Origin of the sequence: uncultured Paraglaciecola sp. (assembly GCF_943787955.1) — a bacterium.
In the GTDB taxonomy this organism is placed as follows: Bacteria; Pseudomonadota; Gammaproteobacteria; order Enterobacterales; family Alteromonadaceae; genus Paraglaciecola.
Map to the genome: position 1 here is coordinate 42781 of NZ_CALSOK010000006.1, position 24884 is coordinate 67664.

Genomic DNA, 24884 nt, shown 5'->3' on the forward strand with positions numbered 1-24884 from the left:
CTACTTACATCATGACGACATCGAACTTGTCTTGGTTGTATAGAAGCTCAGTATGGACCTTAATCTGCTTAGTTACGAATATCTCGAGTTCAGCTAGCATATGTGACTCTTCACCAAGCAATGCGTCGGCAACGGCTGGTGATGCATAGACTACAAATTTATCTGCGTCATAGGCACGATTGACTCGAACAATTTCGCGCATGATCTCAAAACATACAGTTTCTACCGTTTTTACCGAGCCGCGACCTTTACATACTGGACATTCACCACATAAAACATGCTCCAGACTTTCTCGGGTTCTTTTGCGTGTCATTTCAATTAGGCCAAGCACAGTAAAGCCATGAATATTGATTTTGGCCCTATCTTTACTGGTGGCGATTTCAAGGCTATGCATCACTCTTCTTTTGTGGTCTTCTACTGTCATATCGATAAAGTCGATTAAGATCATGCCTCCCAAGTTGCGTAACCTGAGTTGCCGAGCAATAGCCTGAGTGGCCTCAATATTGGTATTGAAAATGGTTTCTTCTAAATTACGATGGCCCACAAAAGCGCCAGTATTGATATCGATGGTAGTCATGGCTTCAGTTTGGTCAATGATCAGATAACCCCCAGATTTTAAATCTACTCGCCTTTCTAAGGAGCGCTGACATTCATTTTCTACATCGTATAGGTCAAAAATAGGCCTTTCGCCAGGGTAATACTCTAAAAGCTTATGCAGCTCTGGTACATATTCGTTAGTAAATTGCTGCAATTCTTGTAAAGAAAGCTTCGAATCGACTCTAATTCTATCTAACGTAGTGCCCACAAAGTCTCTTAAAACGCGACGAGCTAAAGGTAAGTCTTCATACAAAATGTGAGATTTGTTTTTCATTTTAGAACGAATGTTTTGCCACAGACGTTTTAGAAAATCAGCATCCTGGGTCAGCTCCTGCTCTTTTACTCCTTCGGCTGCAGTACGTAAAATAAAACCTCCCTCTTCGCTGCAAAAACCTTGAACTAAAGATTTGAGGCGCTCTCTTTCTACCTCATCTTCAATGCGTTGTGACACACCTACGTGTTCAACACTTGGCATAAATACTAGATAACGAGACGGGATAGTAATATCGGTGGTAAGTCTTGCGCCTTTAGTACCAATTTGGTCTTTAACCACTTGAACAACAATATTTTGTCCGTCTCTTACGAGCTCTCGGATATCACGCTTTACGATATGGTTAGCTAAAACATCTTCTTCTACTTCGCTATGAACCGCAATGTCAGAGGCATGTAAAAATGCCGCCTTATCTAAGCCTATGTCTACAAATGCCGCTTGCATGCCGGGTAATACTCGACTCACTTTTCCACGATAAATATTACCCACCAAACCAAGTTTTGTGTGCCTTTCTATATGGATTTCTTGCAAGATACCGTTTTCAATCAAGGCCACGCGTGATTCAGAAGGGGTAACATTGATTAATAGTTCAGCACTCATTAATAATCCCAAATTCGGTTAATAACATTTTTGTTTGGTATAAAGGCAATCCTACAACAGCGCTATAACTACCGTGAATATGTTTCACAAATTGACCGCCTAGTCCTTGTATGCCATAGCTTCCAGCTTTATCTTGTGGCTCACCAGTTGTCCAATACCATGCTATTTGCTCGTTACTAAGAGCCCCAAAACAGACCTGAGTTTCAACCACAATGGTTTTTTGTTGTTTACAGTTAGTGATAGTAACGGCCGTTAATACTTGGTGGGTACTATCGGACAATAAATTCAACATACGCACCGCGTCAGCTTTGTCTTTGGGTTTACCCAAAATATTGCCTTCAGTGACGACTATTGTGTCCAAACCCAACACTAGCTTTTTGGCCCCTGCCCTTTTGTAACCTAAACTAGACTTTTCTTGAGCCATTCTTCGAACGTACTTGTCAGGGGTTTCATGGGTTAGCACTGTTTCGTCAATATCCACTGGATATTGACGAAACGGTATGCCTGTTTGTTTCAGTAATTCAGCTCTGCGAGGAGACTGTGAGGCTAGAAGTAACATCATTAGTTCAGTCGCAGCTGGCGACGAATTTTACGCAGTAACCAGAATAACCAAGGCCATATCACCATTGAACTTAAGACGGGCCAGAGGTAATTTAACAAAAAATATATATCGGTGATTAAATGTTGAACCCAAAAAATCACCAAGTTGTATAAGGCCGCTATAATGCCAATAATAATAGATTGATGCCAAACAGAATAATTGCGAAGACGTTTATGGTTTACAGCTAATACATAAATACATAAACACATAGCGAAGCTATGCACACCCATGCTAGTGCCAAGTAATATATCTAGTATTAGGCCAGTAAAAAACGCCACGCCTATATTGACCCTGTTGGGTAACGCCAGTGCCCAATAACTCAGTACCAACAAGACCCAATCTGGACGGTACAAATCGGCCATAGCGGGCATGGGCATAATCTGAAGTACCAATGCAATCACAATGCTCAGCGCGATAGAATAATTGCGTAAGCTCATTTTGGCACCATCTCTTCTTTTGCTTGTTTTTCTTCAGATGAGCGCTCTGACCAGAGTAATAATAAGTATTTTAACCGGTCAAGTTGAGCAATAGGTTTTGCTCTGACTTGGGAAAATGGCCTACTTTCATCTCGAATAATGGATATGATAGTTGCTACTGGGTAACCTTCTGGAAATATATTACCTAAGCCTGAGGATAACAATATATCACCAATTTTTAGATCACTACTATGTGCCACATGTTGTATTAATAGCTCATCCAAGCTGCCAGAACCAGAAGCAATTAAACGTACGTTATTCCGCGCTACTCTAACTGGTATGGCATGGGTAACATCTGCTATGAGTAACACGCGGCTATTAGTTGAACTCACTTGCATAATTTGTCCAACAATGCCTTTATCATCTAAAACGGGTTGCCCTTCAAACACACTATTAATAGCGCCTTTGTTAATGACTATTTGATGACTATAAGGGTTGTTATCCACTGCCATGAGCTCAGCGACAATTTTGCGAGTATTGTCTTGTACTGGGGAATTTAATAGGCTGCGTAAACGGTCATTTTCTTGTTGTAAAAAAATTAAGCGCTGCAGTTGGCCGTTCATCACTATTGCATCATGGGTCAACTTAGCATTGTCATTAAATAAGCGTTCGTGAGAAACAAAACGACTTGCGCTGGCATTGAGCATTTGGCCAGGTAGGTTGGCTAAGTATTGCAGTGGGCTGACCAATGAATTGAGATATACTCTCGTGGTGCCAAATCCATCTAACTTATGGTCGAACAGAATAAGTGCCACAGACAGCAAAAGACTCAGCACAAGTCGGTTGGGCAGAAAGGGTCCACTTGAAAACATTAAATTCATTATTGTCTGCCCAAAGGCGACAATATGTCGCCTTGTTTACTATGAAATTTCAATTGCGACTATTCGTAGCTAAAGAGATCTCCTCCATGGATATCAATCATTTCAAATGCTTTACCACCGCCCTTAGCGACACAAGTCAGTGGATCATCTGCAATCACCACTGGTATACCGGTTTCTTCCATAAGAAGACGGTCTAGATCTTTAAGTAAAGCCCCACCACCGGTCAGCACCATGCCACGCTCAGAGATATCTGAGGCCAATTCTGGTGGTGATTGTTCAAGTGCCACCATAACTGCAGACACAATACCGGTTAAAGGCTCTTGTAAAGCTTCAAGAATTTCATTACTGTTAAGTGTGAATCTACGTGGTACGCCTTCTGCTAAGTTACGGCCACTCACTTCAATCTCTTCTAATTCTTCACCTGGGTAGGCAGCACCAATCTCATGCTTAATACGTTCAGCTGTTGCCTCGCCTATAAGTGAACCAAAGTTACGACGAACATAAGAAATAATCGATTCATCAAATTTGTCGCCACCAATTCTCACTGAAGACGAATAAACGATACCGTTGAGTGAAATAATGGCTACTTCTGTCGTACCGCCACCAATATCCACCACCATAGAGCCTGTCGCTTCTGAAACCGGTAAGCAAGCCCCAATAGCTGCCGCCATGGGTTCATCAATCAGGTAGACTTCTCGGGCACCTGCACCTAAAGCGGACTCACGAATAGCTCGTCGTTCAACTTGAGTTGAGCCACAAGGCACACACACCAGCACTCTTGGGCTGGGACGTAAAAAGTTATTATCATGTACTTGATTGATAAAATGTTGAAGCATTTTTTCTGTCACATAAAAGTCTGCAATCACCCCATCTTTCATGGGACGAATAGCCTTTATGTTACCTGGCGTTCTACCTAACATTTGTTTGGCTTCACGCCCAACGGCCGCAACACTTTTAGGCCCACCGGCACGTTCTTGACGAATAGCTACAACAGATGGTTCATTGAGCACAATACCCTGATCTTTGATGTAAATAAGGGTATTTGCTGTGCCGAGGTCAATTGACAAATCGTTGGAAAACATTCCCCGTAACTTTTTGAACATGTAAAAACCGCACTTTGATTGATAATATTAATATTGTGCTAACTGTACCAATGCCCATGGATTTGGGCAAGTACAGACCATAAAAATAACAGTTTCAACATGTTTAATGAATTTTTCGGTAAAATGAAATTATAAAATTATATTAAGGAATATAGTAATCAGAGATATTGATATACAAACACCAACAATCTTATGAATGAAGACATACTAAAAAGGCGTTATCAAAGAAAGCGGCAGGCTTGGCTACCTGTGAAAGTTATTTTAGAACAACAATCTTTAGAATTATTTAGCGTAATCAAGAATTAGAAGACTTCAAAGAGAACTTAGAAAAACAGATCTTAGAGCGCACCAGAGAAGCAGAAAAAGCGAAAACAGAAGCTTACGCAGCAAACTAATCTAAATCAGAATTTTTAACCAAGATGAATCATGCAATCAGGACACCTTTGACCGCGATTGTTGGTTTTGAGGAGGTATTATTGCAACACCAACTAAATCGCAAAACAAGTACAAAATCTGACTAATATTATTAACGGTGCTGGCCACTTAACCAGTTTGTTAAGTTTAGTACTAGATATAATTAAGATTAAAATCAAAAATAGAACTTGAAGCCATACGCTTTAACCTTCCTAACTTGCTACAAAATATTGAACAAATTTACCTTTTTAAGTGCAGAAAGAAACAGCTTGATTTTGTTCTGATAATGGACTCTGTTATAACTGAATTGGTAATGGCAGACCATACACGATTCAACAAATGATACATAATTTATTTAGTAATTCGAGTAAGTTCACTGAAACTGGCAGTGTCAGTTTGCATGTGAAATTTTTAGTGAGTACCAGCACCTTACAGTTAGAAGTGATTGATACCGGCGAGGGTATTGCGAGAGATAAACAAACGTTAATATTTGAATATTTCCGCCAAGCTGATTCTAGTATCACCCGGAATTTTGGTGGCAGTGGATTGGGATTATTTATCACTAAAAGTATGGTTGAATTAATGGGAGGTGCGGTTGAATTGGAGTCTACCCTTGGCAAAGGCTCAAGATTCTGTGTGACTATAGTTTGCCAAAAATATGATGGTGAATGCGAGTCTATCCTTAACCGAGGCAATATTGCCCCTAAACCTTTAGTGATCCCTTCATTAGTCGGCAATATTTTATTGGTCGAAGACACGAAAGTGAATCAACAGTCGATCACCTTTAATCTTCAGCAAACAGTTGCGCAGGTGGATTTTGCAGTAAATGGACTTGAAGGATTACAAAAGGCACTGGCAGTTCAATATGATGTAATCTTGATGGATATTCAGATGCCAGTCATGGATGGTAAAGAGGCAATAAAATCACTTCTGCAACTTGGTGTAAGTACGCCTAATTATGCATTAACTGCTAATATTATGCCCTCAGATATACAATCATATGCTGCGCTAGGTTTTATGGGGGCCTTAAGTAAACTTATACTCAGTTCTTAGCAAACATTTATCCGTTTGTTACGACACAGACGTCAATAAGCCACAAGGTACACAATTATTCATCCCGAGTGCTAAGTTGAGCTGGCTATTTTATAAGGAGTTAGCTAGATAACATACAGAAATAACTTAAAACATCCATAATCTCAACTATGATAATTTGACCAATTTAGCTGCGCATTCTTTACTGCTACAATCATAACTGCCGCGAAGAGTTGTATTGTTAAGTTTCTAAATCTGAACGTATTTTAGACTCATTACAACATTATATTAAGAGCATGCAATAATTATCAAAGGTATCGTATTTACAAAATTTATGGACATGGTGGAAGATGTATTTTCTATAGATGTTCTTGAAGATATTATTGAAAAAATTGAATTGCCGAATAACGGTGCCTATATTGCTATAGGTACTTATAACCACGAAGAAATTTTCAGAATGACAGTAAACCTAAGTCAAGTTGTCAATATTCTGGTTGTGACCTTATTGGAAGTCTTTGGTCAATACCTTTTTAATCGATTTTCCGAACGCTACCCTACACTTTTCAAGGGTATGTCTAAGCCATTTGAATTTTTAAAAGATTGATTGCTATATTCATGGTGAGGCAAGGAAACTTTATCCCGACGCTCAGCTACCGCTCTTTTACCATGAGTAAAAATCCGACAATGAATTAACGATGTATTATCTGTCTTCTCGACATTTGAAAATTTAGCTGTTGGTCTAATAAGTGGTTGTTTAAAGTGTTTTTATGTGGGTGAGAAAGTGTGTAAAGATGAGTATAAATATAAAGGTCAAGAAGCGATAGAGATATCTATAAAATTAGTTTAAGCAGCTGCTAGCAAATGAAACCAAGAATAAGGTTCTTTACTGTTACTAGTTTATTTAATTACTACTTGCGGACTGCTTTATTGCTGGTGTTCTGCTCCCATAGGTTGCACGCTATATCAAGAGTCCTTTAACAGATGCGCGCAAACAAATTTACATGCCACAAGAATTTTACTTTTATATTGCAATAAAGAAACGCCTAAAATATTAATAATATATGATTTTTAACACGATTCTTTTCCTTAAATTAAGGGTGTATAGTATAAAAATCAAGTCAAATTAGTTAAGTTTTTATGTTTCAAGTATTCAATAAAATAGTGTATTAAATGTGAAACAATCAAGCTCAAATAGACTGAGCTTGATATCTGTTAGTGCACACCAATTGTGGCATCATTTATATATACTATTGAAATAATTCATACTTTCAGGAACTTGATACATTACCCTAGATGATTCATCCTCAATAAAGAAATAGCGGATCCCTTGTTTTTTGGCTTCTGCAATCACAGACGCTATACCCACATCTCCTGTACCTAATATAACATTTGATTCAACATCTGCTTTACCATTGGATGTATTTTGTGTTCCTTTTTTACGATCTTTTAAATGTAGAGACAAAAAACGACCTGGGTACTTTTGTAAAATTTTAGTGGGATCCATTCCACCTTGTTTCATCCAAAAGACATCCATCTGAAACGCTGCGTGTTCAACATTTTCAAGTATATAATCTAACAAGGTTCCTTTTCCATGTGGCATAAATTCGTATCCATGTGCATGATATTGCAGGGTGATACCATTTTCTTTTAACAACTTGCCAGCTTTATTCATGACCTCAATAGCTCCTTTGGCATCCATGATACCAAAACCTTTTTTAGCATCGTGTGGTATCCAATAAAATGTTGCAAAGCGACTGTCAAAGTATCTAGCTTTGTAAACGACTGCCATGGGGTTGTCGCGCAGTTCTTCAAATGAAGCATCTACGCTGACAATTTGAAGATCATTTTTTAATAATTGGTTTTTATACTCTTCAACGGGATGTCCATATAATGCCCCTCCACCTTCAACTACCTTTATCCCCCACTGATTAATTTGGCTAAAGGCCTCGGGTAAATTTTGCTCCATTTGCTTTCTTACGCTATACAACTGTAAACCTAATTCATGGGCAAACGTTACAGTAGACAAACTCAATGCAATAGGCACAACCAAAGCTGCTCGTAAGCTGCTTAATAGTGAAGTTTTTCTAATCATTGTAACCATATCTTATACCTAACCTTTGTGTTGCTGAGTCGTGATTTACGGCTAATGAGCCATTTACCAACAATAAATTAACATCAATATGCCATTTGTGCGGTGAACTTGAATAGAACAAATCCTCCTATGTATGCAATAATTTCGGCGTCGTTCTTTTTATGGTTGCAGTCATATGTTGGAAAATACAAGTCATCAACAATACCCATTTCTTCAAGATGTGATTGGTATTGAGCAAATCCTTAGCATGTTTGATCTGCTAACGGATGTGATTTTTTGGATTAAAGACACCGAAAGTCAAGTAGTCTTCGCCAATAAGAGGTTTGTTGAGCACATTGGTATGCATTCACTTAATCAAGTCTTGGGTAAGTCAGATTACGCATTTTTTCCGCCTCATATAGCTAAACAATTTATTACTGATGATAAAAGTGTCATGAGCGGCAATGTGATCACTGACCGTTTAGAATTGAACATCCTTAAGTTTGGCGAATTTGCTTGGTTTTCAACCTCGAAGAGGCCTTTATTGGATCGTCAAAATAACATCATCGGTTCTTATGGTTTTACACGTTTGTTATCTAAGGCATCACAGGTGTTATCAAGCATCGATGCCATAAAGGCACCCGTAGAATATGTGCGTGAAAATTTTCATCGAGACTTGAAAATTGAAGAATTAGCAAAACTTGCCTTTATATCAGTGAGTGCATTGGAAAGGCGTTTTAAAAAGTATTTGTCTAAGACCCCCAAACAGTTTATCAACGAAATTCGTTTAGAAAATGCTCGTAGAATGTTAATTGAAACGCGTTTACCCATTGCCGATGTAGCCTATCGATGCGGTTTTTCTGAACACAGCTATTTTAGTCGTCAGTTTCGTTTAATGTTTGGAATTTTACCGTCCCAATTAAGAGAAAATATGCAGCAAAACACAATTGACAATCAACTTGTTTGAATGTGAATTTACTATATTTATCATAGACTTAAATGAATAATATGATGCGTCTTAACTAAAAATATTACATTTAGTGTATTGGAATGCAGTGAACCATGATCTAAAATCCAATGAAATTTTATCTTAAATTGTTACCTTAGGGGTTTCTTTGAACCTAACTATGACTTATCTCGCATTAATCCTATTGAGTACACCGGCTTTGGGCCAAAATGAAAAACAAAAATAGAGCGGATCACTGTGATAGCCATACGCACTGGTCAAAATATTTTAGATGTAGCTGGCAATATTAGTTGGATAGACGATAAAAGTTTAAGATTAATTGAGCAACAGCATATAAATCAAGCTTTGGTTCGCATACCGCGTGGTTGGATAAGTCGAGGTAATGGCCAAGAACACCTTACTGCCATTCGTTCACCGGTTCTGACCGGTGCGGGTGGATGCGGTGCATTTTTTATCGCTCAAGATGGACTGTCGTTACGTGCACCAGGATTTTGTAATGTTAATCAATTGTTTGACGCGAATACCGAACAGGTATCGTCCCTTGAGTTGTTACGTGGTCTTACTAGCACTATGTATGGCTCTAATGCAGTGCATGGAGTGATTAATGTGCTAACCCCTAATCCTTTTGATACCCAGCAATCAAATTTTTCCATGAGTATCGGGCCTCATGATTACTCCCGCGGCATGTTTAGCGTGTCTACAAAAACCGAACAATATGGTTTTTTATTCTACGGTAACGTCACAAAGGATGGCGGGTATTTGCAAGACAGTGGTTTTGATCAGCAAAAATTTAATGTGATACATCAATACCAAGGTGGAAAATGGCAGATTAAGAATGTACTGGTGGTCACTAATCTGAATCAAGAAACTGCTGGTTTTATTAGTGGGTTCGAAGTGTATAAAGACGCGGCATTAAAGAGGCAAAATCCTAACCCTGAAGCATTTCGTGATAGTCAGTCGATGCGCGTTTATAGTCAAATCAGTTATGTTGAAAACGACACCACAAGCTTTAGCATTACACCTTATATCAGGTCGACCGACATGCAATTTTTACAGCATTTTCTTCCATGGCAACCCCTTGATGAAAACAGCCATAACAGTGTTGGTGTGCAAGCACAATTCCAAAAAGATTATGGCGACCTAACTTGGTTAAGCGGCTTTGACGTCGACTTTACTCAAGGGCAATTGAGAGAGATGCAAGCTGATACATTTTCGCCTACTTTACCCGCGGGTATTCATTATGTTTACAAGGTGAATGCAAGTGTATAATCGCCTTTTGCTCAACTTCAATGGGCAGCCACACAGCAATTGATGCTGAGTGCTGGAGTGCGTTATGAACATACCCAATATGATTATGATAATCGTTTAAGTACAGGTAGTGCATGCGAACAAGGTATTGAAAATGCCGGCTTACTCGCCCTGCAGACCAAATAGTCGATTATGATGAATGGTCTTATCAAATAAAGGCAAACTATGCCTTAATTAAAAATAATCGACTCTATGCGCAATTTTCTACAGGGTATCGTGCACCTCAAACCACAGAGTTATTTAGACTCCAAGCCGGCCAAACAATCGCAGAACTTGATGCTGAAAATATCAATTCAATTGAACTAGGTTTAAGAGGACAGGTTGAGTCGTTATTTTATGATGTGACCTTATTCTCTATGCACAAAGATAATTTTATTTTTCAAGACACTAATAGGCAAAATATTAGCAATGGTGAAACGTCACATCGGGGAATAGAGCTGGCGATAAACTATCAGTGGCAGTATTTTTATGTGGCTGCCAACGGCACCTTCGCTAAACATCGTTATGACACAAACTTGACGTTAAGTCGGATCAATATCCAAGACAATGAAATAGATACAGCACCAGAACATATAGGCAGTGTACAACTAGGTTTGCGCTCTGATCTAGGTGAGTTTGTGGAGCTGGAGTGGGTGCATCAAGGTAACTGTTATATTAACCCAGAAAATAGCTCGGAGTATAGTGGTCATAACTTACTTAATCTTCGCACTGGCATAAGATTAAGTGAAAGACTAGATATAGGTATCAGAGTCAGCAACCTGACGGATGAGGATTATGCCGAAAGAGATGATTTTGGGTTTGGCAGCTACCGATACTTCGTAGGTGAGCCTAGGACAGTTTATGCCACGGTTCAATATCAATATTAGGCTTAGTCATTGAATTAGCTATTGGGCGAAGTCGAGAATTATTATAGTCAAACTTTTAGCCACCGATCCTGGCTGTATATGTTTTGCAGTTATAATGTTGCCAGACAAGCCTGCCACCTTTTTAAGCATTTCGCAGAGCAGAACATTGATAAGGTTATTGGTGTGATGACGAATAAAAAAACCATCTATTTAAAGTAATCTAAGAACCGTTGCATTAGATGCTGAATAAAAGTCGTTTGCACTCCAAAATTAGCAATACAGTTTTGCATCCTGATGTTTTCAAGAAAATTTAAAAAGCCCTGTTAAAACAGGGCTTTGTCGTTTTTTATCTACAAAAACTATTTATGTAACCATTAGAACGGAATATCGTCATCAAAGTCAAAATCTGGTTCAGCCATAGGCGCAGGTTGCCCTTGTGCGGGTGCTTGGTTGAAGCTTTGATTGGGTTGTTGGGCCGCACCTTGAGCTGGCGGTTTTTGATATTGTTGCCCTTGCTGAGGTGCCTGTTGATAACCTTGATTGGGTTGCTGTTGAGCACCTGCAGGACGTTGCTGTCCTTGGAAGCCACCTTCAGTTTGACCACCACCTTTACTGCCTAACATTTGCATTACACCATTAAATGGGTCTAATACAATTTCTGTGGTGTATTGATCTTGACCTTCTTTGTTCTGCCATTTTCGGGTTTGAAGTTTACCTTCAATATACACCTGACTACCTTTACGCAAATATTCGCCAGCAATTTCAGCTAACTTGCCAAATATGGATACGCGGTGCCATTCAGTCTTCTCCTGAATTTGGCCACTTTGATCCTTCCAACTTTCTGATGTAGCTAAAGTTAAATTGGCAACAGCTTTGCCATTTGGGGTATATCTTACTTCGGGATCTTTACCTAAATTACCCACTAAGATTACTTTGTTTACGCCTTTGCTCGCCATTTTTCCTCCTAATTACTCTTTTAAATTCAGCACAAGTCGGGCTTGTTGAATATCAAAATGTTGCTCTGCCTTTAGGTACATAACTTGTTCATTTGGAACAACTGTTATATCCATTACGCCTTCTAATTCAAAAAGCTGCTGTAAAGCCAGACTTGTTGTTTGTTTATTTGTTTTAAGTGTATAACGTTTCAGTCGATTCGTCGCCTTTAAACCTCTAATCAACAACAACCAAATGCAACATAAAACACAGGCTAAACCAAATACCCACTGAATGCCCAACAGTTCGCCGATACTGCCGGATAACACGCCACCTATAAAAGCGCCAAAAAACTGGAAACTGGCATACACCCCCATGGCTGAGCCTTTTTTGCCGGCTGGTGCGATATTTGAAACCATCGCGGGGAAATTTGCCTCGAGATAGTTAAAGCAGGTAAAAAACAAACTTACCAATAACATCAAATAAATAATCGAATTTTGCCCAAATATGAGTAGTGCAAAAACTATTGCCAATCCAGCAACACTGAATTGCATGACCGCTTGTTGCCGTTTTGCTGCTAGAGCCATCAGGCCAATAAGACCGACAACAGAACTGACTAAAATTATTGAGTATGCTTGCCAATGTATGACAAGTGGCCAATTTAGCTCGACTAGAAATACCGGTATTTGCACAAAAAGTAGGGTAATCAATATATGTAATAGCAATACGCTGATATTGAGACGTATTAATTGAGGGTGTAAAAATAGGTTTTTTATATCGTTAACAATTGGAAGAGTATCGCCTTTAGGCGCAATGTTTTTTGCATTGGGCACCACAAATATTACCAGAAAAATGCACAATGAAGCCAAGACACCCGTTAGCAGAAAAATACCACTAAGACCAAACTTACTTGCAATAATAGGGCCCAACAGCAAGGCTAAGTAAAAAGAGAAACCAATAGAAATACCTATAATAGCCATCACTTTTGACCGTTGGCTTTCACGGCTTAAATCTCCAGCCAATGCCATGATGGCTCCAGCTATTGCGCCGGCACCTTGAAGAAAGCGACCCACTACAACCCAAACCAGAGTATCAGCAGTGGCTGCCACAATACTGCCAATAGCAAATATCACTAAGCCCCCTGCAATAACTGGCTTTCGGCCAATTTTATCTGATAGAACCCCCATGGGTATTTGCAGTAATGCTTGAGTCAAACCGTAACCGCCTATTGCTAGCCCAACAAGAAAGGCTGAATAATCTGGATAGTTATTGGCGCTAATGGCTATGACTGGCATCACCATAAACAAGCCAAGCATGCGAAGCACATACACAAAGGCAAGAGAAAAGGTGCTGCGAAGTTCAGTAGAATTCAAGGTTTAATCTAATAATGAATAATGAAAATATAAAACAAAAATAAAGACTTATTCTAGCATAGATTATTTTTTGACAAACAATTTAAACAATATTTTTGATTGATTACGTTGTACTTACAAAAAGATAATCTGTGTGACCATAGAGCTAGTTTAAAGAGTGTGTAATACTTCTTCTTTTGGATCCGATAAAAGTCAAAAATGGATAGAATTGAAGTACGCGGTGCTCGCACCCACAATCTCAAAAACATCGATCTGGATATACCCAGAGACAAACTAACCGTGATTACAGGGTTGTCTGGATCGGGTAAGTCTTCTTTGGCTTTTGATACGCTCTACGCAGAAGGTCAAAGGCGATACGTCGAGTCCTTGTCAGCATATGCCAGACAATTTTTATCGATGATGGAAAAACCTGATGTGGATCATATCGAGGGTTTATCACCAGCTATTTCCATTGAGCAAAAATCTACTTCGCATAATCCTCGTTCTACTGTGGGAACCATTACAGAAATTTATGACTACTTACGTTTGTTGTATGCACGGGTAGGAGAACCTCGTTGTCCTGAGCATCATGTGCCATTAGATGCACAAACAGTCAGTCAGATGGTCGACCGTGTGTTGGACATGCCCGCTGATTTAAAGTTGATGTTACTGGCTCCTGTGGTTCAAGCCCGTAAAGGTGAGCACCTTAAAACCCTTGAAAACCTCGCTGCTCAAGGGTTTATTCGCGCAAGAATAGACGGTGAAGTGTGTGATTTGTCGGATCCTCCCGAACTCGACTTACACAAAAAACATACCATTGAAGTGGTCGTTGACCGTTTTAAAGTGCGCGAAGATTTAACACTTCGTCTAGCAGAGTCTTTCGAAACTGCCTTAAACTTGTCTGGCGGCACTGCAAAAGTTGCTTTTATGGACGAACCTGAAAGGTTAGAGGTAGTTTTTTCTTCTAACTTTGCTTGTCCACACTGTGGATATAGTATGGCTGAGTTAGAGCCGCGTTTGTTTTCCTTTAATAATCCTGCTGGAGCCTGTCAAAGCTGTGATGGTTTAGGAACAAGGCAGTTTTTTGACCCGCATCGTATTATCGCCAATGACGAAATTAGTTTATCGGGTGGGGCGATCAGAGGCTGGGACAAACGCAGCTATTATTATTATCAGATGTTGCAAGCTGTGGCTGATCACTACAAGTTTGATTTGACGGTGCCCTTTGCAGAGCTCGATGAAAAAGCCCAAGACATTGTGTTAAACGGCAGTAAAGGCACATCGTTAAAGTTTAAATACATTAATGACCGTGGCGACATTATGGAACGCAAACATCCATTTGAAGGGATTATCCCGAATATGGAACGACGCTACAAAGAAACAGAATCCAACGCGGTACGTGATGAGCTTTCTAAATATTTGAGTCAACAACATTGTTCAACCTGCTCTGGCTCGCGGCTTAGACTGGAAGCCAGAAACGTATTTATCGGTGAAACACCTCTTAATGTCATTACCGACATGTCGATAGCCGATGCTTTGGCGTTTTTCGCTAATCTTACCCTCACCGGCAAACGTTTAAAGATTGCAGAAAAAATCTTTAAAGAAATCAACGATAGACTAACCTTTTTAGTCAATGTAGGGCTAAATTATCTATCCCTATCACGCAGCGCTGATACGTTATCTGGAGGTGAAGCCCAGCGGATCAGGTTAGCCAGTCAAATAGGTGCTGGGCTAGTGGGAGTGATGTATGTTCTTGACGAACCCTCAATTGGTTTACATCAACGTGACAACGAAAGATTATTGGAAACCCTTGTCCATTTACGTGACTTAGGTAATACAGTTATAGTGGTTGAGCATGACGAAGATGCGATCCGAGCTGCCGATTTTGTGTTGGATATTGGCCCCGGTGCTGGCGTGCACGGGGGCGAAATTGTGGCTCAGGGCACCATCGAAGATATAAAAAATAGTGAGCGTTCGCTAACAGGAAAGTACCTGTCTGGAAAAGAAAGAATTGAAATACCAGCTAAGCGAACCAAAATTGATCAAGACAAATGGGTGGTGCTAACAGGGGCCACTGGTAACAACTTACAAAATGTGACTTTAAGAGCCCCATTAGGGTTAATGACATGCGTGACGGGCGTATCTGGTTCAGGTAAATCTACTTTGATTAACGATACCTTTTATCGCATTGCTCATAGAGTATTAAATGGTGCGACCACAGGGGAGCCTGCACCTTATAAAACTATTACCGGCATGGAGTTTATGGACAAGGTAGTGGATATTGACCAAAGCCCTATTGGCCGAACACCACGCTCTAATCCTGCGACTTATGCAGGTATTTTTACACCAGTGCGTGAATTGTTTGCTGGCACACAAGAAGCCAGATCTCGTGGTTATAAACCCGGACGGTTTAGTTTTAATGTTAAAGGTGGACGCTGTGAAGCATGCCAAGGCGATGGGGTTATTAAAGTTGAAATGCACTTTTTGCCTGATGTATATGTGCCTTGTGATTTATGTAAAGGCAAGCGTTACAACCGAGAAACATTGGAAATCCAGTATAAAGGGTTGAATATCCATCAAGTGTTAGATATGACAGTGGAAGAGGCTCGCCCTTTCTTTGATGTTATCCCTGCTATTGCTCGAAAATTACAAACTCTTATGGATGTGGGTTTATCTTATGTACGTTTAGGTCAAGCTGCCACTACTCTGTCGGGTGGTGAAGCACAGCGCGTCAAGTTAGCTAAAGAATTATCCAAACGAGATACAGGCCAAACCCTGTATATTTTGGATGAGCCAACTACAGGTTTACATTTTCACGATATCAAACAGTTATTGCACGTTCTGCATAGATTGCGTGATCATGGAAATACAGTTGTTGTGATTGAACATAATTTGGACGTGATAAAAACGGCAGACTGGGTAATAGATCTTGGCCCAGAAGGTGGCTCTGGTGGTGGTCAGATTGTAGCCCAAGGGACACCTGAAGATATTTGTCATGTAGAAGAGTCGCATACGGCACGTTTTCTTAAACCATTATTGCAACACCCTAGATGATATTTTATGTTTAGTGAGGAGTTTAATGTTCGTTTTTACGAAACAGATGCCCTCGCTCATGTGAGTAATACTGTTCTAGTGGGATGGTTTGAAAGTGGTCGTGAGCCTATTTTCAAACTATTTAATCCTGAATTGGATTTACAAAATTAGCCCCTTATTTTAGCCAGTTATAAAGTAGACTTTTTAGAACAGATTTATTATGGACAAAAGGTGCAAGTTAGCACTTACATCAGCCGAATAGGCACTAGCTCTTTTGATGTTTATCAGGAGTTGTGGCAGCAGCAAAAAAAATGTGCAACGGGCACAACCACTATGGTGCATTATGATTTTCAGACAAAACGAGCTGTAGCAATAAATGAAGATATAAAAGCTGAACTTTTGGCTAATATTTACTCACAGTAGCAGTGTTTTTTATGAGCTAAATTTAGCTAATCGATTAGGTTACGTGCAGCTTGCAGTCGCTTATTTAGTGTGATTTTGGATTTCGTCAACATGGTGACTGATTATTCTGGCGATATGGCTAGTTGTTTCAGTGATATCAGCTAAAATAGCATCAGCCTTATTAGTGGTTTCAATGCTGATTGCTGTCTTGGATAGTGTGGTAAAAACAATGTATTCATTCTATAATTTTAGTGCTGAGAAAGTGGCAGTACCTAGATATATGAAAAAAGGGCTTTCACTGTTAAGCAATTAATTATAATCGGTTTTAACCATCATAAGGACTCACACTGATACCTACTAAGGAATATCCTACAGTCGCCAAATCACCTTCCCAACCATCAGTGGATAAGGTCCCGGTGACCCAAACCGCGTCATATAAATTTTCTATGGGTACGGCTTCAGAAAACTTCACGTAAACTATTTGATTGGCAGGCGGTGGTGGTACATGTATACAGGCACCAAAATACGGTACTAACAAAAATTCAGTGGTGGTTTGGTTGTCGCCCTCAATAGGCACTACAAATCCTGGTATTTTTACTAGCTTGCCATTTAGTCTCTTGACTATAGGTGCATCAAGTCCCATTTGCAACATACTGCCCTCGTGACTCAAAGGTGTGTTGGGGGCTTGATAATCTGGCGGCACCATGTCTTCCCAAAACAGCTCAAGTGGCTCTTGGGCTGAAATTATTTGGCTGAAGAAGACCGATATGAAGCATATTGCATTGATAATTTTTATCATAAGTTTTTACTTACCTGAATTTGATTAGCCCAATATAAAGGGTTTTCACTTTTTTGTTATCTAGACATGGAACATTCAGCATTAAAAATAAGGAATACACTATAAAATCTTCACCGCTATGAATACTATGCTATGTAAAGTGGTCAAGTAATAACAACCATACTGCACCAGCAATGCTGGTTTAACCATAACAACAGTGTGATGGCTATATAAGCTGTCGTTAATCAGTTATATCTAGACTTATTGTCATTTTACTATTATTGCATCACTCATAAATATAAAGAGCAACCCAATATACTCTTCAGCCAATGATCTGTTACTGCATATATTACTGATTACATTTCTAATCTTGAGCGCAATGAGTCAATTTAATAAGTCGTTAAGGATCAATCGCAGGCAAATATAATCGATGAAGGCACCCTTGATTTTTTAAGATAGATAAAGCTGGTTAAGTGATTACCTAGGGACAAAAAAGCCGGTCAATACCGGCTTTCTTTAATTTAATCATTTTTAAACAAAGTCAGAAAGCAGGTTTAACTTCTGATTCTTCATATAACTTAACACTGTTGACTAACTCGGCTTTAGCCGCTGCTGCATCTTCCCAACCTTCAATTTTCACCCATTTGTTCGGTTCTAAATCTTTGTAATGTTCAAAGAAATGCTGAATTTGATGTTTTGTCAGTTCAGGAATGTGATCAATATCAGTAATGCCACGATAAATTGTTGATAACTTATCAGCAGGTACTGCAAGAATTTTTGCATCTACACCTGACTCATCAGTCATTTTTAATACGCCGATTGGGCGGCACTTGATAACTGAACCAGCTAAAAGTGGGAAAGGTGTCATGACTAATACGTCAGCTGGATCGCCATCTTCAGACAATGTGTGTGGAACATAACCATAGTTAGTCGGGTAGTGCATACAAGTTGCCATAAAACGATCAACAAAAATGGCACCTGATTCTTTATCCACTTCATATTTAACAGGATCTGAGTGAGCAGGAATTTCGATTATGACATTAATTTCATCTGGTAAATTTTTACCAGCGGGGACGGCGTTGAGGCTCATAGTTATCCTAAAGTTGTTGAATTTTAATGCGCAATATTATAATGCTTAGGGACACAAGATGAAACTCAACAAAGTGATTAAAACGAAGACTAAGTATATTTATTGATTAAAACTTGAACTAAATAACAAAATATCGCTATAGTTGCTCTGGAATTGTAAATAAATTGTAAATAAAACAACAAAGTAGCCATTTTTTTATGAACGTTGTTAGTAATGAAAGGTGGCGTAAATTTTTTGCAAAGCGGATCCATTTTTGTGTTTGTTCAAGATGGTTTGTTTTGTGTCATAGTTACATTAACTCAGGGAACCATCATGACTGAACTATTCTACCTGCCACCTATCTTGGGGTTTGCAGGCCTAATTAGCGCTTTTGTAATCTATCTACTTATCAAAAAAGCACCTGTCTCTAATCCGGCTATCATCAAAATAGGTGATGCCATACATTCAGGTGCGATGGTGTTTATGCACCGCGAATATAAAATGTTGTTTCTTTTTGCCTTAGTAGTGGGTATTGCCTTGTATTTTTCTTTGGGCCAATACACAACTATGGCTTTTGTTGCAGGGGCATTATGTTCGGCCACAGCCGGTTATATGGGTATGTTTACTGCCACAAAGGCAAATGTGCGTACTACTCAAGCAGCACATGACGAAGGCCCAGCCGCGGCTTTGACTATCGCCTTTATGGGAGGCTCTGTGATGGGGTTATGTGTCGCATCAATGGGGCTTTTGGGCTTAGGGTCTCTATATTGGTTCTTCGGTGGTGATCCGGCCACAGCTCACGTAATCCATGGATTTGGCATGGGGGCTTCAATAGTTGCTTTGTTTTCACGTGTAGGAGGTGGAATTTTCACTAAGAGTGCCGATGTTGGTGCTGATCTAGTTGGAAAAATTGAAGCGGGTATTCCTGAGGATGATCCACGTAATCCTGGTGTTATAGCTGATAATGTGGGTGATAATGTAGGTGATGTGGCAGGAATGGGTTCAGACATTTTTGAGTCTTATTGCGGCTCAATGATTGCCACTATTGCTATCGCTTCGACAATGACATTGGGTGTATTGGGAAGTCGAGAGTCTTTAATGTTCTTGCCCTTGGCTTTGGCATCAACTGGTTTGTTGTGTTCAGTTGCAGGCATAGTAATGGTTAAATTGTTGTCAGCCAGCAAACCAGAGGTGGCTTTGCGTGCTGGTACTATGTCAGCGGCGATTATTTTTATTACTGCGGCTTATTTTGTGGTTGCCAAACTAGGTGTGAGTGGTCATGTGTGGTGGGCGGTTGTTGCCGGGGCAATGGGCGGAATTATTATTGGCCTTGTGACCGAATATTACACTGCATCCACACCCGTACGTAAAATAGCTAAAGCTGGAGAAACTGGACCTGCTACTGTAATGATTACTGGGCTGGCAGTAGGTATGCAATCGGTTGTTGTTCCTGTGCTAACTATTTGTGCGATTATTTATGCCTCGACTCAGCTATCAGGTTTGTATGGGGTAGGCATTGCCGCTGTAGGTATGTTGGCTACTGTGGGTATAACCATGGCAATTGACGCCTATGGTCCTGTTGCTGACAATGCTGGTGGCATAGCGGAAATGGCAGGTTTGGGAGAAGAAACTCGTGCCATTACTGACTCTCTGGATGAGCTAGGCAACACCACCGCAGCTATTGGTAAAGGTTTTGCTATAGGTGCGGCCGCCCTCGCCGCCCTGGCTATCATTGCTGCATTTATCGAAACCCTTACTGCTAAGTACCCAGACTTTACATTGAATCTAGGCGATCCTATGGTCTTAATAGGTTTGTTTATTGGTGGCTTACTACCCTTTTTAATTGCCTCAATCACTATGACTGCTGTAGGTGATGCTGCATTTGAAATGATCCAAGAAATTCGCCGACAGTTCCGAGAGATTGAAGGCCTAATGGAAGGTACGGCTGAGCCTGATAATGCTCGTTGTATCGATATTGCTACTCAAGCCGCGCTGAAAAAAATGATTTTACCCGGTGTCATTGCTGTTGGTGTGCCTCCTTTAATAGGTTTTGGCTTGGGTGCTTATGCGTTAGGAGGCATGTTAGGCGGAGCATTGTTAGGCTGTGTGTTACTGGCTCTGATGATGGCTAATGCGGGTGGTGCCTGGGATAATGCTAAAAAGTATGTTGAAAAAGGCAACTTAGGTGGTAAAGGGTCTGATACTCATGCAGCTGTAGTAGTGGGAGACACTGTAGGCGACCCATTTAAAGATACATCTGGACCCTCTATGAATATCTTAATCAATGTGATGGCTATTGTGAGTTTGGTGATAGCGCCGCTGTTATAAGTTTATAAAACCTAAAAAAGCCTTATTCAAGGCTTTTTTAGGTTATTGAAGGCTAAACATTAGTTTCTTTGTTGTAGCTTAAACACACCTCTACTTCTTCTTTTGAGCCTATTAACACAGGCACACGTTGATGAATTTCAGTAGGCATGACTTCCATAATACGTCCTGTACCTGTGTTGGCTAAGCCACCTGCCTGTTCAACAAGGAAGGCCATGGGATTGGCCTCATACAACAAGCGTAATTTACCTGCTTTGCTTGGATCTCGTTTATCGTATGGATACATAAAAATACCGCCGCGAGACAACACTCTGTGAATATCACCCACCATAGCTGCGACCCAGCGCATGTTGTAATCCTTTTCTCTGGGGCCTTCTGTACCTGCTAATAAATCACTAATATATGCTTGAATGGGCGCTTCCCAATGGCGTTGATTGGATGCATTGATGGAGTATTCAGACGTCTGATCAGGCACTTTGACGTTGGGTGTGGTTAACAAGAACCCGCCATGGGTTTTATCTAAGGTGTAAAGATGTGTACCACGACCTGTCGTCAAAGCAAGCATAGCTGATGGGCCGTATAATACGTAACCTGCTGCTACTATTTGTGTACCGGGTTGCAGAAACGCCGAAGGATCATCGGGGTCCATCCATTGTGGTGCGTGTGTAATAGAAAAAATGGTGCCGATAAGACTATTAACATCAGTATTCGATGATCCATCAAGAGGATCAAAGCTAACCAGATAATTACCATTTGGATTACAAGGAACTACCTCATCTTCTTCTTCTGAAGATATAGCTTTAACATAACCTGACTCGCTCAGAATGTCTTTTAAGATTTGGTTCGAAATGACATCTAACTTTTTCTGCGTTTCACCTTGTACGTTTTCACTTAATGTTGAACCTAATACACCAGCTAGGGCTCCTTGACTGACCCTAAAAGAAATTTCCTTGCAGCCTGCTAACAATGTTCTTAATAGCAGGATTAGCTCCATAGGTGCGCCATCTTCTTGAAGTTGCGAGTTAAGTCTTTTCATTATGCTTTTATACCTTTTAGTTTTAGGGCTTTGAGGTTGAAGGGTGCAGCACTGTCTTAAGTTTTTAAAAGTAACAATAATTAATTATACCTTCAAAAAACCAGAAACTCAGTAACCGAAATTTATTCATTATAGCTGAATCATAATGGTGCTAATGCCATAGTTGTCAAAACAAGGTGTTTTTTACATTCTTGATTTGGTGAGGGATCCTTGTTCTGGTAATCTATCATCATTAGACATTTTGAACGGCAATTTATGCATCTACACATTTTAGGTATTTGTGGCACTTTTATGGGTGGCATTGCAGCTATCGCTCAAGAGTTAGGGCACAAAGTCACGGGCTCTGACAGTAACGTATACCCGCCTATGAGCACACAATTAGAGTCTCTAGGTATTGAGTTGTTTGAAGGTTACGATGCCAAACAATTTGAAAATTCGCCAGATATCGTTGTTATAGGCAATGCGTTGTCTCGTGGTAATGAAGCGGTAGAATATGTTTTGGACAGAAACCTACCATACACTAGTGGTCCTCAATGGCTGCTTGAAAACGTACTCAAAGATCGTTGGGTATTAGCTGTATCTGGTACCCATGGCAAAACTAGTACCTCCAGCATGTTAGCTTGGATACTCGAGTATGCAGGTCTAAGACCAGGTTTTTTGATTGGTGGGATCCCTCAAAATTTTGAAGTTTCTGCACGTTTAGGTGAAAGTCCATTCTTTGTTATTGAGGCAGATGAATACGACAGTGCTTTTTTTGATAAACGTTCTAAATTTTTACATTATCGACCTCGCACCTTGGTGATGAACAACCTTGAATTTGATCACGCTGATATTTTTTCCGATTTAAGTGATATTCAAAAACAGTTTAATCATCTGCTCCGAACGGTCCCTAATAACGGATTAGTGTTATTGCCTAAGTCAGATGACAACCTGAAAAAAGTCTTAGACATGGGATGTTGGACTCCAGTGCAGTTTGTTGGTGGCGATTGGCAGGTACAAAACAGTAACCCCGGGTGCAGTGAATTTGACGTCATGTTTAAAGGGGAAAATCAAGGTAAAGTGCATTGGGACTTAATGGGGGAACATAACGTTAATAATGCGTTGATGGCGATAGCAGCGGCAAAACATAGTGGTGTTAAAAGCGACCTAGCGGTTGAAGCACTAGCACAATTTGTTAATGTAAAACGCCGCATGGAAGTAAAGGCCGTCGTTAATGGGATTACTTTATATGATGATTTTGCTCATCATCCTACTGCTATTTCCTTCACTATTAATGGACTCAGAGCAAAGGTTGGCGATGGACGCATTTTAGCAGTACTAGAGCCTCGTTCTAACACTATGAAAATGGGGGTACACAAAGATACACTTGCCGCATCATGGTCTAGTGCCGATCAGATATTTATTTTTGAACCATCAAATTTAACTTGGTCGATGGATTATCTGCTGATGCAAAGCAGCGTAACAGCCATGTTATATAAAGATATGGATATGTTGGTGAAATCCATCATTTCTTATGCCAAGCCAGGTGACCATATTCTAGTGATGAGTAACGGTAGTTTTGGTGGCATTCACAAATTATTGATCGAGCAATTAGCTAAAATCGATTTAAATAAGACTTAAATAAAGAGCCTTCAAATGAAATTAAATAAACTAATTATTGGTGTGGTTGCGGCTGCAATGAGTTTTCAAACCTTAAGCTGGGGGCAAATTGGGCATCGTGTTACAGGGGCTATTGCAGAGCAATATTTAACACCTGAAACACATCGTGCCATCAGTCAGTTGCTGATAAATGAAGATTTAGCCGAGGCCTCGACTTATGCTGACGAGATGCGTTCAGACCCTAGTGAGTTTTGGAAAAAAACAGCTAACCCTTGGCATTATGTGAATGTGTTTGACGGCAAAACCTATTTAGACGTGGTGCCGCCACTTGAAGGCAATGCTGCGACAGCTTTAGATATGTTCTCCAAACAATTAAAAAGTAAGCAATCAAGCTTTGCAGAGAAACAACTCGCACTGCGATTTATTGTGCATATTATTGGTGATTTACATCAACCTTTTCACGCCGGAAATGGAATAGATAAAGGAGGTAACGACGTAAAACTCAAGTTCTTTTGGGAAGATTCTAACTTACACCGAGTCTGGGATTCAGGCTTGATTGATAGGCAAAATTTGTCATACACAGAATGGACTAAAATTTTAAGTCGCAAAATATCTGAACAACAGGCGAAAGAATGGGTGGAAGTTGATCCAAAGGTATGGATAGCTGAAAGTGCAAAGTTACGAGTTAATTTATACCCTGAAAATGATAAACTTTCATGGGATTACCAATATCAAAATCTACCTATAGTGAAACAGCGTTTACAAATGGGGGGGGTGAGGATTGCCGCTTATCTAAATGCTTTATTTAAGTAACTGCACGCTTAAAGAGTTTGTCTGTAATAACGCCACTATTATTACCGAAAATATGCACTGGACCTAACGTTCGGTGCGCGAATGCAAGGCAAGTTTACTTTCGGTTGATAACCGGAAAAGCCTATAAATTTTCTGTTAAGTTATTTAGTCAGCAACAACAAATAACTTGTTTTGATGTTCAGCTAGAGGCTCAAAACTCTCCTAAGTTCAAGTTAGGACGCCTGCTTATGTCAATTTTCTTACCCTAGAGCCCAAAGCCGAAATTTATGCGCAAGTCGTATAAATTATGACATCACACTGATGGATAACGATGTTACTGAAAGGCATTTTCTTGGGATATTGGTTGTGTTATAGGTGGAGGAACGAGCCCGGTAAGTTGTTAAAGTTGTCTGTCAAGCCTAACCGCATTTTGCATGGCGAGTACTCTCCATTGAATGG

Annotated in this window: 21 protein-coding genes and 2 pseudogenes; 12 read left to right on the top strand and 11 right to left on the bottom strand. The window is 40.0% G+C overall.

What is annotated here, in order from left to right; genetic code table 11:
• Positions 1-4 precede the first annotated feature (4 nt).
• The 5 genes from rng to Q0Y52_RS04945 are packed head-to-tail and all read right to left on the bottom strand — an operon-like array spanning position 5 to position 4469.
• Positions 5-1468 (bottom strand): ribonuclease G, encoded by a 1464-nt coding sequence (gene rng / locus Q0Y52_RS04925; RefSeq protein ID WP_297818783.1) that lies wholly within the window; start codon positions 1466-1468, stop codon positions 5-7.
• Complete coding sequence (locus tag Q0Y52_RS04930) at positions 1458-2027, bottom strand: nucleoside triphosphate pyrophosphatase (RefSeq protein WP_297819312.1); 570 nt, start codon at positions 2025-2027, stop codon at positions 1458-1460. The genes rng and Q0Y52_RS04930 overlap by 11 nt, the downstream gene beginning before the upstream one ends.
• 2 nt (positions 2028-2029) lie before the next feature.
• Positions 2030-2506: a rod shape-determining protein MreD gene (gene mreD / locus Q0Y52_RS04935; protein ID WP_297818786.1), complete on the bottom strand. Its 477-nt coding sequence runs from the start codon at positions 2504-2506 to the stop codon at positions 2030-2032.
• A complete protein-coding gene (gene mreC, locus Q0Y52_RS04940; protein ID WP_297818789.1) occupies positions 2503-3366 on the bottom strand; it encodes a rod shape-determining protein MreC in 864 nt (287 codons plus the stop codon). Before mreC ends, mreD begins: the two co-directional genes overlap by 4 nt.
• Positions 3367-3425: 59 nt before the next feature.
• On the bottom strand, positions 3426-4469 hold the full coding sequence (locus tag Q0Y52_RS04945) for a rod shape-determining protein (protein ID WP_297818792.1): 1044 nt from the start codon (positions 4467-4469) through the stop codon (positions 3426-3428).
• Between the two features lie 407 nt (positions 4470-4876).
• Here Q0Y52_RS04945 and Q0Y52_RS19400 point away from each other — a divergent pair.
• The 3 genes and pseudogenes from Q0Y52_RS19400 to Q0Y52_RS04955 form a co-directional block, all read left to right on the top strand.
• Positions 4877-4990 (top strand): annotated as a pseudogene (locus Q0Y52_RS19400) (hypothetical protein); the annotation flags it as partial.
• A 223-nt stretch (positions 4991-5213) separates the two neighbouring features.
• Positions 5214-5936: an ATP-binding protein gene (locus Q0Y52_RS04950; RefSeq protein ID WP_366939252.1), complete on the top strand. Its 723-nt coding sequence runs from the start codon at positions 5214-5216 to the stop codon at positions 5934-5936.
• Between the two features lie 295 nt (positions 5937-6231).
• Entirely contained in the window at positions 6232-6519 is a 288-nt protein-coding gene (locus Q0Y52_RS04955; RefSeq protein WP_297819315.1) for a heme NO-binding domain-containing protein, read from the top strand.
• A gap of 630 nt (positions 6520-7149) precedes the next feature.
• Here Q0Y52_RS04955 and Q0Y52_RS04960 read toward each other — a convergent pair.
• Complete coding sequence (locus tag Q0Y52_RS04960; protein ID WP_297818799.1) at positions 7150-8016, bottom strand: sugar phosphate isomerase/epimerase; 867 nt, start codon at positions 8014-8016, stop codon at positions 7150-7152.
• A gap of 166 nt (positions 8017-8182) precedes the next feature.
• Here Q0Y52_RS04960 and Q0Y52_RS04965 point away from each other — a divergent pair, with 166 nt between their 5' ends.
• The 4 genes from Q0Y52_RS04965 (at position 8183) to Q0Y52_RS04980 (ending at position 11127) form a co-directional block, all read left to right on the top strand.
• Complete coding sequence (locus Q0Y52_RS04965) at positions 8183-8953, top strand: AraC family transcriptional regulator (RefSeq protein ID WP_297818802.1); 771 nt, start codon at positions 8183-8185, stop codon at positions 8951-8953.
• 237 nt (positions 8954-9190) lie between these two features.
• Positions 9191-10222, top strand: a complete 1032-nt coding sequence (locus Q0Y52_RS04970; RefSeq protein WP_297818805.1) for a TonB-dependent receptor plug domain-containing protein — start codon at positions 9191-9193, stop codon at positions 10220-10222.
• Between the two features lie 39 nt (positions 10223-10261).
• Positions 10262-10387, top strand: a complete 126-nt coding sequence (locus Q0Y52_RS04975) for a hypothetical protein (protein ID WP_366939247.1) — start codon at positions 10262-10264, stop codon at positions 10385-10387.
• A 47-nt stretch (positions 10388-10434) separates the two neighbouring features.
• On the top strand, positions 10435-11127 hold the full coding sequence (locus tag Q0Y52_RS04980) for a TonB-dependent receptor (RefSeq protein WP_297819322.1): 693 nt from the start codon (positions 10435-10437) through the stop codon (positions 11125-11127).
• A 353-nt stretch (positions 11128-11480) separates the two neighbouring features.
• Here Q0Y52_RS04980 and ssb read toward each other — a convergent pair whose 3' ends face one another.
• Complete coding sequence (gene ssb / locus Q0Y52_RS04985) at positions 11481-12062, bottom strand: single-stranded DNA-binding protein (protein WP_297818808.1); 582 nt, start codon at positions 12060-12062, stop codon at positions 11481-11483.
• Positions 12063-12074: 12 nt separating this feature from the next.
• Positions 12075-13412 carry an MFS transporter gene (locus Q0Y52_RS04990; protein ID WP_297818810.1) on the bottom strand — a complete coding sequence of 446 codons (1338 nt, stop codon included), beginning with the start codon at positions 13410-13412 and terminating at the stop codon, positions 12075-12077.
• Between the two features lie 198 nt (positions 13413-13610).
• On the opposite strand from Q0Y52_RS04990, the gene uvrA reads away from it, so the two are divergent.
• On the top strand, positions 13611-16445 hold the full coding sequence (uvrA, locus tag Q0Y52_RS04995; RefSeq protein ID WP_297818813.1) for an excinuclease ABC subunit UvrA: 2835 nt from the start codon (positions 13611-13613) through the stop codon (positions 16443-16445).
• A 6-nt stretch (positions 16446-16451) separates the two neighbouring features.
• Positions 16452-16847 (top strand): annotated as a pseudogene (locus tag Q0Y52_RS05000) (thioesterase family protein).
• A gap of 304 nt (positions 16848-17151) precedes the next feature.
• On the opposite strand, the gene Q0Y52_RS05005 reads toward Q0Y52_RS05000, so the two are convergent.
• Both Q0Y52_RS05005 and ppa read right to left on the bottom strand, forming a co-directional pair.
• Positions 17152-17625: a DUF3299 domain-containing protein gene (locus Q0Y52_RS05005; protein WP_297818816.1), complete on the bottom strand. Its 474-nt coding sequence runs from the start codon at positions 17623-17625 to the stop codon at positions 17152-17154.
• A 520-nt stretch (positions 17626-18145) separates the two neighbouring features.
• A complete protein-coding gene (ppa, locus tag Q0Y52_RS05010) occupies positions 18146-18694 on the bottom strand; it encodes an inorganic diphosphatase (protein WP_297818819.1) in 549 nt (182 codons plus the stop codon).
• A 312-nt stretch (positions 18695-19006) separates the two neighbouring features.
• Between ppa and Q0Y52_RS05015 the strand changes: the two genes are divergently transcribed.
• A complete protein-coding gene (locus Q0Y52_RS05015; protein ID WP_297818822.1) occupies positions 19007-21001 on the top strand; it encodes a sodium-translocating pyrophosphatase in 1995 nt (664 codons plus the stop codon).
• A 52-nt stretch (positions 21002-21053) separates the two neighbouring features.
• Here Q0Y52_RS05015 and Q0Y52_RS05020 read toward each other — a convergent pair whose 3' ends face one another.
• Positions 21054-22034: a class 1 fructose-bisphosphatase gene (locus Q0Y52_RS05020; RefSeq protein ID WP_297818825.1), complete on the bottom strand. Its 981-nt coding sequence runs from the start codon at positions 22032-22034 to the stop codon at positions 21054-21056.
• 255 nt (positions 22035-22289) lie between these two features.
• On the opposite strand from Q0Y52_RS05020, the gene mpl reads away from it, so the two are divergent.
• Entirely contained in the window at positions 22290-23654 is a 1365-nt protein-coding gene (gene mpl, locus Q0Y52_RS05025; RefSeq protein ID WP_297818828.1) for a UDP-N-acetylmuramate:L-alanyl-gamma-D-glutamyl-meso-diaminopimelate ligase, read from the top strand.
• A 15-nt stretch (positions 23655-23669) separates the two neighbouring features.
• Positions 23670-24446, top strand: a complete 777-nt coding sequence (locus tag Q0Y52_RS05030; protein WP_297818830.1) for a S1/P1 nuclease — start codon at positions 23670-23672, stop codon at positions 24444-24446.
• The last annotated feature ends 438 nt before the right edge of the window (positions 24447-24884 follow it).

Bases quoted from the DNA above. Each gene is read 5' to 3' on its own strand.
- rng (WP_297818783.1), bottom strand. From the start codon at position 1,468: ATGAGTGCTGAACTATTAATCAATGTTACCCCTTCTGAATCACGCGTG.
- Q0Y52_RS04930 (WP_297819312.1), bottom strand. From the start codon at position 2,027: ATGTTACTTCTAGCCTCACAGTCTCCTCGCAGAGCTGAATTACTGAAA.
- mreD (WP_297818786.1), bottom strand. From the start codon at position 2,506: ATGAGCTTACGCAATTATTCTATCGCGCTGAGCATTGTGATTGCATTG.
- mreC (WP_297818789.1), bottom strand. From the start codon at position 3,366: ATGAATTTAATGTTTTCAAGTGGACCCTTTCTGCCCAACCGACTTGTG.
- Q0Y52_RS04945 (WP_297818792.1), bottom strand. From the start codon at position 4,469: ATGTTCAAAAAGTTACGGGGAATGTTTTCCAACGATTTGTCAATTGAC.
- Q0Y52_RS04960 (WP_297818799.1), bottom strand. From the start codon at position 8,016: ATGGTTACAATGATTAGAAAAACTTCACTATTAAGCAGCTTACGAGCA.
- Q0Y52_RS04965 (WP_297818802.1), top strand. From the start codon at position 8,183: ATGTTGGAAAATACAAGTCATCAACAATACCCATTTCTTCAAGATGTG.
- ssb (WP_297818808.1), bottom strand. From the start codon at position 12,062: ATGGCGAGCAAAGGCGTAAACAAAGTAATCTTAGTGGGTAATTTAGGT.
- uvrA (WP_297818813.1), top strand. From the start codon at position 13,611: ATGGATAGAATTGAAGTACGCGGTGCTCGCACCCACAATCTCAAAAAC.
- Q0Y52_RS05005 (WP_297818816.1), bottom strand. From the start codon at position 17,625: ATGATAAAAATTATCAATGCAATATGCTTCATATCGGTCTTCTTCAGC.
- ppa (WP_297818819.1), bottom strand. From the start codon at position 18,694: ATGAGCCTCAACGCCGTCCCCGCTGGTAAAAATTTACCAGATGAAATT.
- Q0Y52_RS05015 (WP_297818822.1), top strand. From the start codon at position 19,007: ATGACTGAACTATTCTACCTGCCACCTATCTTGGGGTTTGCAGGCCTA.
- Q0Y52_RS05020 (WP_297818825.1), bottom strand. From the start codon at position 22,034: ATGAAAAGACTTAACTCGCAACTTCAAGAAGATGGCGCACCTATGGAG.
- mpl (WP_297818828.1), top strand. From the start codon at position 22,290: ATGCATCTACACATTTTAGGTATTTGTGGCACTTTTATGGGTGGCATT.
- Q0Y52_RS05030 (WP_297818830.1), top strand. From the start codon at position 23,670: ATGAAATTAAATAAACTAATTATTGGTGTGGTTGCGGCTGCAATGAGT.